General features: G+C 73.0%; 11 protein-coding genes, 7 tRNA genes and 2 pseudogenes. 8 read left to right on the top strand and 12 right to left on the bottom strand.

What is annotated here, in order from left to right:
- Positions 1–124: 124 nt before the first annotated feature.
- From ACZ56B_RS25790 to ACZ56B_RS25765, 6 genes and pseudogenes are all read right to left on the bottom strand, one after another.
- Positions 125–199, bottom strand: a tRNA-Val gene (locus tag ACZ56B_RS25790).
- Positions 200–238: 39 nt separating this feature from the next.
- Positions 239–688 (bottom strand): SRPBCC family protein, encoded by a 450-nt coding sequence (locus ACZ56B_RS25785; RefSeq protein ID WP_468795213.1) that lies wholly within the window; start codon positions 686–688, stop codon positions 239–241.
- Between the two features lie 179 nt (positions 689–867).
- Positions 868–1,554, bottom strand: a pseudogene (locus ACZ56B_RS25780) (exo-rhamnogalacturonan lyase family protein); the annotation flags it as partial.
- A pseudogene (locus ACZ56B_RS25775) lies at positions 1,527–2,034 on the bottom strand (ABC transporter substrate-binding protein); the annotation flags it as partial. The pseudogenes ACZ56B_RS25775 and ACZ56B_RS25780, both read right to left, overlap by 28 nt.
- A 378-nt stretch (positions 2,035–2,412) precedes the next feature.
- Positions 2,413–2,484 (bottom strand) — tRNA-Val (locus ACZ56B_RS25770).
- A 78-nt stretch (positions 2,485–2,562) separates the two neighbouring features.
- Complete coding sequence (locus ACZ56B_RS25765; protein ID WP_468795210.1) at positions 2,563–3,027, bottom strand: TIGR02611 family protein; 465 nt, start codon at positions 3,025–3,027, stop codon at positions 2,563–2,565.
- A gap of 191 nt (positions 3,028–3,218) precedes the next feature.
- Here ACZ56B_RS25765 and ACZ56B_RS25760 point away from each other — a divergent pair, with 191 nt between their 5' ends.
- Complete coding sequence (locus ACZ56B_RS25760) at positions 3,219–3,632, top strand: SsgA family sporulation/cell division regulator (RefSeq protein ID WP_004002642.1); 414 nt, start codon at positions 3,219–3,221, stop codon at positions 3,630–3,632.
- A 315-nt stretch (positions 3,633–3,947) separates the two neighbouring features.
- Complete coding sequence (locus tag ACZ56B_RS25755) at positions 3,948–4,508, top strand: CGNR zinc finger domain-containing protein (protein ID WP_468795207.1); 561 nt, start codon at positions 3,948–3,950, stop codon at positions 4,506–4,508.
- Between the two features lie 120 nt (positions 4,509–4,628).
- On the opposite strand, the gene ACZ56B_RS25750 is transcribed toward ACZ56B_RS25755, so the two are convergent.
- Positions 4,629–4,781, bottom strand: a complete 153-nt coding sequence (locus tag ACZ56B_RS25750; protein WP_167353808.1) for a hypothetical protein — start codon at positions 4,779–4,781, stop codon at positions 4,629–4,631.
- Between the two features lie 174 nt (positions 4,782–4,955).
- The gene (locus tag ACZ56B_RS25745; RefSeq protein WP_468795345.1) at positions 4,956–5,396 is read right to left on the bottom strand and encodes a hypothetical protein; all 441 of its coding nucleotides are present in this window, start codon (positions 5,394–5,396) and stop codon (positions 4,956–4,958) included.
- Positions 5,397–5,641: 245 nt separating this feature from the next.
- Here ACZ56B_RS25745 and ACZ56B_RS25740 point away from each other — a divergent pair, with 245 nt between their 5' ends.
- Positions 5,642–6,166, top strand: a complete 525-nt coding sequence (locus ACZ56B_RS25740; protein WP_468795204.1) for a DsbA family protein — start codon at positions 5,642–5,644, stop codon at positions 6,164–6,166.
- Positions 6,167–6,185: 19 nt separating this feature from the next.
- Here the strand turns inward: ACZ56B_RS25740 and ACZ56B_RS25735 are convergent, their stop codons facing one another.
- From ACZ56B_RS25735 to ACZ56B_RS25725, 3 genes are read right to left on the bottom strand one after another with little or no spacing between them, the layout of a single operon-like run.
- Positions 6,186–7,010 (bottom strand): GNAT family N-acetyltransferase, encoded by an 825-nt coding sequence (locus tag ACZ56B_RS25735; RefSeq protein WP_468795201.1) that lies wholly within the window; start codon positions 7,008–7,010, stop codon positions 6,186–6,188.
- A gap of 52 nt (positions 7,011–7,062) precedes the next feature.
- Entirely contained in the window at positions 7,063–7,884 is an 822-nt protein-coding gene (locus tag ACZ56B_RS25730; RefSeq protein ID WP_468795342.1) for an aminotransferase class IV, read from the bottom strand.
- Between the two features lie 3 nt (positions 7,885–7,887).
- The gene (locus tag ACZ56B_RS25725) at positions 7,888–8,934 is read right to left on the bottom strand and encodes a chorismate-binding protein (RefSeq protein ID WP_468795198.1); all 1,047 of its coding nucleotides are present in this window, start codon (positions 8,932–8,934) and stop codon (positions 7,888–7,890) included.
- Positions 8,935–9,110: 176 nt separating this feature from the next.
- On the opposite strand from ACZ56B_RS25725, the gene ACZ56B_RS25720 reads away from it, so the two are divergent.
- The 5 genes from ACZ56B_RS25720 to ACZ56B_RS25700 all read left to right on the top strand — a co-directional run bounded on the left by ACZ56B_RS25720 (position 9,111) and on the right by ACZ56B_RS25700 (position 9,572).
- Positions 9,111–9,183: transfer RNA gene (locus tag ACZ56B_RS25720), tRNA-Gly, on the top strand.
- Between the two features lie 34 nt (positions 9,184–9,217).
- Positions 9,218–9,291, top strand: a tRNA-Cys gene (locus ACZ56B_RS25715).
- Between the two features lies 1 nt (position 9,292).
- Positions 9,293–9,364 (top strand) — tRNA-Val (locus ACZ56B_RS25710).
- 19 nt (positions 9,365–9,383) lie between these two features.
- A tRNA-Val gene (locus tag ACZ56B_RS25705) sits at positions 9,384–9,455 on the top strand.
- 45 nt (positions 9,456–9,500) lie between these two features.
- Positions 9,501–9,572, top strand: a tRNA-Val gene (locus ACZ56B_RS25700).
- A 56-nt stretch (positions 9,573–9,628) separates the two neighbouring features.
- Here the strand turns inward: ACZ56B_RS25700 and ACZ56B_RS25695 are convergent.
- Entirely contained in the window at positions 9,629–9,922 is a 294-nt protein-coding gene (locus tag ACZ56B_RS25695; RefSeq protein WP_468795195.1) for a TFIIB-type zinc ribbon-containing protein, read from the bottom strand.
- Positions 9,923–10,133: the final 211 nt, after the last annotated feature.

The raw sequence follows: 10,133 nt of genomic DNA, 5'->3' as shown, positions 1-10,133 counted from the left end.
TTCGATGGTGTTTCCCTCCGTGGGGCGCGGGTGGCGTCTCCCCGCTGTGCGCGGCGGGGAGCCGCGCGGAACGGACGACGGCGGCCCGGCCTGCACTTTCTGCAGGCACGAGCCGCCGTCGTCATGGTGGGCGATACTGGGTTCGAACCAGTGACCTCTTCGGTGTGAACGAAGCGCTCTCCCACTGAGCTAATCGCCCGGGAACGCACTGAACAATACAGGTCCGGGCGGGCTTCCATCAAACCGCTTGCAGGCGGGCGGCCAGCCCGCGCCGCCCGGCCCGCATCATCAGCGCGTGGTTGACGCGGAAGACGGGCCGCCCCGGCACGGCGAACCGCCGCAGCAGCGGCTTGCGGACGTCCACCTCCTGTTCGTAGTGGACGAGGCTGCCGCCGGGGCCCAGCCGGGTGACGGTCCAGCGGGCCCAGCCGTCGATGTCCCCGGACAGGCCCGCTTCCAGGATCCCGGTCTCCGGGTCGCGCCGCCCCGCGCGCAGGGTCGCCCTCAGGTCGAAGGGCAGCAGGGAGCGGATCCGGACGATTCCGCTGGTGTCGTCGAGCCGGGTGGCCTCCCGCACCTGGGGCCACCACAGGGGGTAGTCCTCGATCCGTTCCAGGGCCCGGTAGACCGCGGGCACGGGCGCGGGCAGGGTCCACAGACTGCGGAAGCGGTAGTGGTTCCAGTCCATGGACGGAGTGTGCCCGCCCGCGCCCGGGACGTGCCCTCACGGCATCGGCCCCCCGGCAGCGCCGGGTTCTCAAGGGCGGCGAGGCCGTGGAGCGCGGTGTCGTCGGTGGACACCCGGGGGGCCTCGCCGCCCGCCACCGGTGCGGTCGGGCCGCTCACCGGCTCCGCCCTCCAGGGCGCCGACTCCTTGTGGGCGCACCAGAGCCACAGGTCGGGTGAGAGCTCGGAGTTGTCCCAGGCGTAGCCGCCGACGTCGTAGCGCCACTGGTGCCGGGCGGTGTCGTAGGTGTGCATGATGTCGCCGTGGTCCCAGAAGCCGTACCAGCGGCGCTGCTCCACCTGGTCCTTGTAGGAGGTGAGGAGGAAATCGAGGTGGTCTCGATCCTCGCCCTGGCCGGGGTGGAGCGGTCCGGCTCGGCGAACAGGCCCCGGCCGAAGACGCCCGCCCCGATGAGCTGCTTCGGCGGGGCGGCGAGCTGCGGGAGGACGCGGACGGCCCCACCTGTGCGGCGAGTTCCCCGGCGCCCGGGGTGGACGCGTTGGCCCGGAAGAGGAGTTCGGAGGTGCGGGCGATGCCGTAGGGGTGCCGAATCCGGGCTCGTGGTCCTCGTAGGTGACGTCGGGGCCTTCGAGCTGTTCGGGGAAGGTGTCCTGGCCCGGGCCGTCGTGGTCGTAGCGCAGGTCCATGGGCTGGGCCTCGGGCGACCGGAGCCGGAGGGTGACCTCGGCGGCGTCGGTGTGGGCGTCGCGGACGTCGAGCTGGGCGGGGAACCTCTCCCGGAAGTCGCGCGGGCCGAAGGAGAGGCCGCCGCCGGCTCCGTCGGCGTAGCCGGAGCCGGAGGCGCGCCGGCCGCCGCCGGCGCCGAGTTGGAGCCGACGGGCACGCCGAGGAGCTTGCCGTCGATCTCGCCGAACTTCTCCAGTCCGGCCCGGAAGCCCTCCATGCGGAGGTGGCCGGCCCTCACCTGCCCACCGAGATCGAGCAGGACGTTCTTCGCGTCGTATTTGCGGAGGAATCCGATGGCATTCCGGAAGGCGTCCGGCGGGTTCCCCGGACGCCTGGGTGCGGAACTTCTTCCAGAAGTCGGTGTATGGCTGGAAGTCGGTCTTCACCCTGATCTTCGGGTGCTTCTCCTCGAAGAGATCGATGGTCTTGCTGTTGCGCTCGGCCCGGTCCTCGGCACCCCACCGGGAGTAACGGATCGTCACCGTTCCGTCCCCCGAGCCGCCGACGCCGCCGCACGCGCCGGTCGTCGCGCCCGGTCCCGTGACGGCCGGCGAGGCCCCCGCCGCCTTGAGGATCGTCCGCCTCCCGGTCCGCCCTTCCGCTTTCCCGCGCTGCTGCACACGAGCCTCCCCCGCGACGTCGCGTCCGCCTCGTGAATCGTTTCAAGCAAGCGCTTGCCGGCACAAGGGACGGAGGGCCCTCGGGCGCGTCGATGATGCGGACGGGAATCGCCGGCCGGCCGGACCGCGCGGACCGCCGGGCCCCTTCGGCCGCGGCCGCGCGCCCGCGGGGGAAGGCGCAGGTCGCCCCCGCGCGACCGATCGGCCGAACACGGCGGGCCGGCCGGAGCGGACGACGCGGAAGGTCACGGTCGGATGAGGGCGGCCGGAAAACGGAACGGGCCGGCGCGCGGACGGGGCCGGCGCGCGGGCATACAGACCGCCCACACCACGGCGGCCCGGCTCACGAGGTGTGAGCCGGGCCGCCGTGTGGTCCGGTGGGCGATACTGGGTTCGAACCAGTGACCTCTTCGGTGTGAACGAAGCGCTCTCCCACTGAGCTAATCGCCCGGGCGCAGGAAGAACATTACCCCATGTCAGGCCGTGCCCGTGACCGGCGGGAGCCGGGCCGCCGCACCCCGCCGGGGATCACTGGTCCTCGATCTTCCAGGGCATCTGGAGGCCGAACTTCCAGAGGTAGACCCCGGCCAGCACGGCCGCGATCACCACACCGACCGAGGTCAGGATGATGTTCCGGCGCCGCACCCTGGGGTCGAGCGCGCGCTGCGCCGCCTCGGTGACCTTGCGCTTGGTCCACCGGAGCACCAGCTGGGCCCAGACGAACTCGGTCGCCCAGATCGCCATGCCGCCGAAGATCACCACCCAGCCCGGCCCGGGCAGCACCAGCATCGCGGCGCCGGCCACCACGACCGCGAGGCCGACGACGAAGACGCCGACCTGCCAGCTCAGGTGCAGGACGCGGCGCGCCCTGACGAACTCCGGCGCCCGCGAACCGAGTCCCCGTGCCTCGCTCTGGTCGTCCCGGCTTTCGTCCAATGTCGCCCCGTGAGCCCCCATGACAGCCTCGCCAGGCTTGTTACTCCCCGTGTTCATGCAGCCAAACCCTACCTGAGCGAATCACATCACCGGAATGGGCGCAGGTCGCGAACACCTCCTCGGCCGGAAGGGTTACCTAAACACACGCAAAACACGCAGAGGGGTTTACAACGGCACCGTAGGTGGCATGTCGATTTCGCCGACGTGCGAATCCCCGAGCGCACACTGAGCGAAAGGCCCTGGCGCTTATGAACACCACGGTCAGCTGCGAGCTGCACCTGCGCCTCGTTGTGTCGAGCGAGTCCTCCCTGCCTGTCCCCGCAGGCCTGCGGTACGACACGGCCGACCCCTACGCCGTGCACGCCACCTTCCACACCGGAGCCGAGGAGACCGTCGAGTGGGTGTTCGCCCGCGACCTCCTCGCCGAGGGGCTTCACCGTCCCACCGGAACGGGCGACGTCCGCGTCTGGCCGTCGCGCAGCCACGGCCAGGGCGTCGTCTGCATCGCCCTGAGCTCACCGGAGGGAGAGGCCCTGCTCGAGGCCCCGGCACGGGCTCTGGAGTCCTTCCTGAAGCGCACCGACGCCGCCGTGCCCCCCGGCACGGAGCACCGGCACTTCGATCTCGATCAGGAGCTCTCGCACATCCTGGCGGAAAGCTAGTCGACCCCACCAAGCCGCCCGGCGCCGTCGACTCGGGGAGACGGCTCGGGCCCGGACAGTCGCACCACGGACAACCGCATACGGCACACACCGGCGCCGGCGCCGCGGCACGTCCGCGGCGCCGGCGTCCTCGTGCCGCACACCTTCCGTGACCGGCCGCGTGCGCCGCGCCGCCGGCCCGGGAGTGCCGCAAGGCGCTCCGGCGCCGGGGGCGGGGCCCTCGTGCGGACGAGGGCGGTGCGGTGCCCACCGGAGCCACTACCATCGGCCAGCATCGACGGGCGCCCGCCCGACCCCCAGGCCAGGGAGCGAATCGTGCTGATCACCCACGACACCCGGTGCGCGCTGGAAACCGTGGTGGACCTGGTGAACACCGCGCCGGAGGACGACTCGGCGCCCGACGGACTGCCGGATGTCGCGGCTCTCGAGGTTTTCGTACGGAAGCACGAGGTCAGCGAGGTGGGGGTGCTCACGGAGTCCGACCTGACCGCGGTGCGCGGGCTCCGCGGCCGGTTCGCGGCGGTGTTCGCCGCTCCCGACGCCCGCACCGCCGCCGGCCTGATCAACGAGCTGATCGCGGCGGCGGGCACCACGCCCCGGCTCACCGACCACGACGGCTACGACTGGCATGTGCACTACTTCGCCCCCGGTGCCTCCGTCGCCGACCACCTGGCCGCCGACTGCGGGATGGCGCTGGCGTTCTTCGTGGTCGCGGGCGAGCAGGAGCGTCTGCGGCGCTGCGAGGCCCCGGACTGCCGGCACGCCTTCGTCGACCTCTCCCGCAACCGCTCGCGCCGCTACTGCGACAGCCGCACCTGCGGCAACCGCCTGCATGTCGCCGCGTACCGGGCGCGGCGCAAGGAGGCGGCGGGCTGACCGGTCGGGCGGCGGTCCGGCGGGACCGGAGGCCGTCGAGGCCGGACGGGACCTCCCGGTGCTTCTCGATGCCGTGCCGACGCGGTCCCGACGGGTGACGCCGGGTACCGCGGGTACGGCTCACAGCCACAGCAGGTCGTGCAGGGCGGCCGTGAGCAGGAGACACCCGATCACCGCAAGGAAGATCATCAGCGGTGGCTGGGAAAGGGCGAAGAGGCATCCGCGCGGCTCGTCCTGCGGCGGCGCGGCCTCGCTCTGTGTCGTGTCCAGCATCTCGCCGTGATGATGACCCACCGGGAGCGCCGGACGCGATCAACACTCGGGGAGTGAGCGCGAGGCCGCCGATTCCGTGATCTACGGTTCGAGTTGTGATCGTTTCCGGACGCCGCGGGACCTTCTCTGACATTCCGGTCCGTCCGCGCCCGTCACCCGCGGCGCGGGGCACCGTCATATGCCGTGCTTCTTGAGGATGGCCTCGATGTCGCTGAAGTCGTCGTCGTCCCGGGGCGCGGACGCCGGCCGGGTCGCGGGGCGGGAGCCCTGCCCCAGGGAAGGCGCCGGTGCCGCCGGGCCCGCCGCCTCCGCCCGGGCCGCCTCCGCCCGGGCCGCCTTGCGCTCCTTGCGCGTACCCCCGCGCCGGCGCTCCACGGTGCGGGTGGTGGCGAACAGCACCCAGGACAGGCCCAGCACCCCGAATCCCGCCCAGGCGGTCGGGCTGAACGCGGTGTCGGCCAGCCACTCGACGGCACCGGTCATGACCAGGCCGAGGGGGACCAGCGCGTAGGCGGCCATACGGACCGCGGTGAGGAAGCGCCTGCGGTAGGCCGTGATCACCGCGATGCCCAGGCCGGCCGCGGACACGGCGGAGCAGACGGTCTCGGCAATCATCCGGGCCTCCAGGCGGTTGGTCGCTCGCTGGGTGGTGTGCGCCCGCTGTGGGCACTTCGTCCCTTCCATCCTGCACCTGACGGCCCCGGTCGGGCCATGTTCCGGCCCGAGATCAGGGAGATCTCCGGGTCGGCTTCCTCCGCGGGTGCCGGTGAGGGCGTGCTCCCGGCTCCCGGCCCCCGGCCGGTCCCGGACCGGCCGGGGGCCGATGGGGTGGTCCGGGGCGCGGCTGGAAGACTGTGGGCATGAGCGACTCCTCCCCCGCCCGCCCCGCCGCCCCCGTCCTCGACGTGTGGTGCGAGCTCCAGTGCCCGGACTGCCGCACCGCCCTGGACGACCTCCGCGCCCTGCGCGCCCGCTACGGCGACCGCCTGGAGCTGCGCCTGCGGCACTTCCCGCTGGAGAAGCACAAGCACTCCTTCGCCGCCGCCCAGGCCGCCGAGGAGGCGCTGGAGCAGGGACGGGGCTGGCCGTACGTCGAGGCGGTGCTCGGCCGGGTCGAGGAGCTGGACCGCCGGGGAGAGCCCTTCCTGGTCGAGGTCGCCCGGGAGCTCGGCCTGGACGCCGAGGAGTTCGACACCGCGCTGATCGACGGGCGGCACATCCTGATCGTGGACGCGGACCAGGCCGAGGGCAAGGCGATCGGGGTGACGGGCACCCCGACCTACGTCATCGGCGGCGAGCGCCTCGACGGCGGCAGGAGCCAGGAGGGCCTGCGCGAGCGCATCGAGGAGATCGCCGACCGGCTGCTGGCCGGGCGGGAGGGGTGACCGGGGGCTTTGCCGGCGGTCACAGCAGCGGCTTGTACATCGAGTACTCGGTCGTCGTGTAGCCGAGCGACGCGTAGAGCCGCTCGGCCGGTGTGTTGCCGGCGAAGACGTTGAGGCCGAGGGCCCGCTTGCCCGCGGCGGCCGCCTGCGCCTCGGCGAGCAGCATGAGGGAGCGTCCGTGCCCCCGGCCGCGGTGGGCGGCGTCGGTCTCGACGTCGAAGACGAAGCCGCGCTCCCCGCGCACCGCGAGCCACAGGGTGCCCACGCGGGTGCCCTCGTGCTCCAGGACGCTGAAGAGCATGCCCTCGGTGGCGCGGCCCTCGGGCAGCAGGACGGCCCGGTCCCGCTCCGCCTTGGCGCGCGCCTCGGCCTCGGGCACCCCGCGCGCGGTCCAGTTCCGCGCGTACTCCTCGTCGCCCCTGTCCCTCCAGGGCCCGTACTCGGCGTCGGTCATCGGCCGTGCCCCGCTGCCCTCCGGAAGGGCGGGCGGGGTGTCGCCGAGCGGCTTCTCCATGCCGCGGCCGCGCACCACGTAGCCGAGGGCCGCGGCGAGGCGGAGGGCCGGCCCGGCGCCGGCGGGCACGGACACCTCGATGCGGCGGCAGCCCCAGGCGCGCACCGCCTCCTCCGCCGCGAGCGCGGCCACCGTGCCCCGGCCGCGCCGGCGGTCCGGCTCCTCGATGCGCAGGTGCAGGATCCGGGCCACCCCGGTGCCGAAGACGGGGTGCGTGGAGAGGTGGACCGCCCCGACGGGACGGCTGTTCACGCACACCCGGTAGCGGCGCGAGCGCGTGCCGTCGGGGTTCTGCTGAAGCGGCTCGACCGGCCGCAGGGTCGTGGTCATCACGGGTGTTCTACCCGCTGCCGCGCCCGGGGTCAGCCGAATTCCCGGACCGTCACGGATCGAGGTCGGCGCCCGAGCGCTCCTCGAAGATCCGCATGGCCTTGGCGGTCACCGGCCCCGGGGTGCCGGGCAGCTCGCGGTCGTCGATCCGGTGCACGGCCTGCACGTCGCGCAGGGTGGAGGTGAGGAAGACCTCCTCGGCCCGCTGGAGGACGTCCATCGGCAGGTCGGTCTCCCGGGCGCCGGTCCACTCGACGGTCAGGGCGCGGGTGATGCCCGCGAGGCAGCCGGAGGCGAGCGGCGGGGTGTGGAGCTCGCCGTCGAGGACGACGAAGACGTTGGACCCGGTGCCCTCGCAGAGGCGTCCGGCGGTGTTGCCGAACAGCGCCTCGGAGGCGCCCCGCTCGCCGGCCCGGGCGAGGGCGACGACGTTCTCGGCGTAGGAGGTGGTCTTCAGGCCGGTGACCGCGCCGCGCTCGTTGCGGGCCCAGGGCACGGTGATGACGGCGGTGGAGTCGGGGCGGCGCGTCGCCTCCCCGAGGGCGACCACGAGGGTGGGACCGTGGCCGCCCCGGTCGGAGCCGAGCGGGCCGCGGCCTCCCGTGTAGGTGATGCGCAGCCGGCCGAGCGGCATCGGGTTGGCCTCGAGGACGGCGGCGCAGGCGCGGCGGACCTCGTCCAGGTCGGGGTCGGGCAGTCCGAGCCCCCGGGCGGACCGGGTCAGCCGGTCGAGATGCCGGGTGAGCGCGAACGGGCGGCCCGCCACGGCCTTCACCGTCTCGAAGATGCCGTCGCCCACGGTCAGTCCGTGGTCGAGGACGGAGACGCGGGCGGACTCGATGTCCTGCAGCCCGCCGTCGAGCCAGATCTTCACCACTCAGGTCCCTTCACTCACCTCGTACGCTCCCGACGCTACCGCGAGCAGCCGGGAGGCCTTCAGCTCGGTCTCCCGCCACTCCCCCTCGGGGTCGGAGCCCCAGGTGATCCCGGCGCCGGTGCCGAACCGCAGGACGGCTCCGCCGCCGGCGTCCCGGTCGATCCAGAAGGTGCGGATGCCCACCGCCAGCTCGCCGGTGCCGCGGTCGGCGTCGACCCAGCCGATGCCTCCGCAGTACGGGCCGCGGGGCACCGTCTCCAGCATGTCGATGATCCGCAGGGCGCTCGACTTGGGCGCGCCGGTGACGGAGCCGGGCGGGAAGGCGGCGGCGAGCAGCTCCGGCCAGCCGGCGCCGGGGCGCAGTTCGCCGCGTACCGTCGACACGAGGTGGACCAGTCCCGGGTGCTTCTCGACGGCGCACAGGTCCGGCACCGTCACGGTGCCGGTGGCGCAGACCCGTCCGATGTCGTTGCGGACCAGGTCGACGATCATGACGTTCTCGGCGTAGTCCTTCTCGAGGAGGTCCGCCTCGGTGCGTCCGGTGCCCTTGATCGGCCCGGACTCCACGGTCCGCCCGTCGCGGCGCAGGAACAGCTCGGGCGACGCGGTGGCGATCTCCACGCCGTGTCCGGGCAGGCGAATCGTTCCCGCGTACGGCGCCGGGTTGCCCCGGGCCAGCAGGGCCGTGAGGGCGTCCACGTCGGCGTCGGACGGCACGGGCGCGGACAGCACACGGCAGAGGTTCGCCTGGTAGACCTCGCCGGCGGCGATGTGCTCGCGGACGCGGCGGACGGCCGCCGTGTACGCGGTCCGGTCCAGCGAGGACGTCCAGTCGCCGGCGCCCGGCCCCCGCCAGGCGCCCGGCACGGGCGCCGGCACCGGCTGCTCCCGGACGTCCCGGAAGCGTGCGCAGGTCAGGCGGCCCTCGAAGTCGGCGCCGACGGCCCAGAACCCGGTGGAGTCCAGGGCCGCGGGGTCGTCGGTGACGTCGAGGAGTCCGGTGGCGACGCGGTCGCCGAAGCGGGCGAGGGGCGGGAGGTCGGGCACGCCAGGAGTGTAGGGCGGGCCCGCTCCGGGCGCCCCGGCCGCGTCCCCCGAGGGCCCGGAGCGGGCCCGTGAGCGGGCTCCGCGCAGCACGCTGCGCAAACGTGTTTTTGTGATGGCCCGGGAATCCGCTAGAGTTCAGTTCGTCGCCGGGACGCGCAAGCCGACCGAAACGACAGGCGGACGTAGCTCAGTTGGTAGAGCGCAACCTTGCCAAGGTTGAGGTCGCGAGTTCGAGCCTCGTCGTCCGCTCGTAGGAAGAGGGGGCTTCCCGGCCCCCTCCCCTGGTGGAGTGGCCGAGAGGCGAGGCAACGGCCTGCAAAGCCGTCTACACGGGTTCAAATCCCGTCTCCACCTCCAAGGACGATTAGCTCAGCGGGAGAGCGCTTCCCTGACACGGAAGAGGTCACTGGTTCAATCCCAGTATCGTCCACTGGATCTTCGGATCCCCCGCGCGATTAGCTCAGCGGGAGAGCGCTTCCCTGACACGGAAGAGGTCACTGGTTCAATCCCAGTATCGCGCACGCAGCACCCGTGATCCGCCCCCTCGGGGCGGATCACGGTCCCGAGGACGATTAGCTCAGCGGGAGAGCGCTTCCCTGACACGGAAGAGGTCACTGGTTCAATCCCAGTATCGTCCACCGCCACGGACCCCCGGCCGCCGAAGCGGCCGGGGGTCCGGCCGTGTCCGGGGTCCTCAGGACGAGAACAGCATGCGGCCGAAGCTCTTGTGCCGGTGGTGGCCGTGGTGGCCGCTGTGGTGGCCGCCGTGCGGGGCGCCCCACGCGGGGGGCTGCGGGGCCGCCGGATACGCCTGCGGAGCGGCGGGCGGGGCGGGCGGCGCGGGCTGGGACCACTGGGCCTCCAGCCGGGTCAGCGACTCCAGCTCGCCGTAGTCGAGGAAGATCCCCCGGCACCCGCTGCACTGCTCGATCTGGACGCCGTTGCGGTTGTAGGTGTGCATCGGCGCGCGGCACTTCGGACACTGCATGATCGATTCGACTCCTCGCCGGTCGGTCCCGCTTCACACGTCACCAGGACAGACTCCGCCCGGCTCCGGTCGGTTGCACCCTGGATGAGTGAGTCCGGTGTTTGTGCCGGCCGCGGCTATGGCGAAGGGCGCCCGTTGGTCAGTGTGTGAAGACAGACCTGGACGCCCTTCTGGCGGCCCTGTACGTGTTCATCGACGACCCTGCGGCTCC

The organism is Streptomyces sp. NPDC034670, from assembly GCF_055574875.1.
The sequence above is the reverse complement of the archived record's forward strand: the minus strand, read 5'-3'. Positions and strand labels throughout refer to the sequence as shown.

Excerpts from the sequence above, each read along its gene's own strand:
- ACZ56B_RS25785 (WP_468795213.1), bottom strand. The coding sequence starts at position 688 with ATGGACTGGAACCACTACCGCTTCCGCAGTCTGTGGACCCTGCCCGCG.
- ACZ56B_RS25765 (WP_468795210.1), bottom strand. The coding sequence starts at position 3,027 with ATGAACACGGGGAGTAACAAGCCTGGCGAGGCTGTCATGGGGGCTCAC.
- ACZ56B_RS25760 (WP_004002642.1), top strand. The coding sequence starts at position 3,219 with ATGAACACCACGGTCAGCTGCGAGCTGCACCTGCGCCTCGTTGTGTCG.
- ACZ56B_RS25750 (WP_167353808.1), bottom strand. The coding sequence starts at position 4,781 with ATGCTGGACACGACACAGAGCGAGGCCGCGCCGCCGCAGGACGAGCCG.
- ACZ56B_RS25745 (WP_468795345.1), bottom strand. The coding sequence starts at position 5,396 with ATGATTGCCGAGACCGTCTGCTCCGCCGTGTCCGCGGCCGGCCTGGGC.
- ACZ56B_RS25740 (WP_468795204.1), top strand. The coding sequence starts at position 5,642 with ATGAGCGACTCCTCCCCCGCCCGCCCCGCCGCCCCCGTCCTCGACGTG.
- ACZ56B_RS25735 (WP_468795201.1), bottom strand. The coding sequence starts at position 7,010 with ATGACCACGACCCTGCGGCCGGTCGAGCCGCTTCAGCAGAACCCCGAC.
- ACZ56B_RS25695 (WP_468795195.1), bottom strand. The coding sequence starts at position 9,922 with ATGCAGTGTCCGAAGTGCCGCGCGCCGATGCACACCTACAACCGCAAC.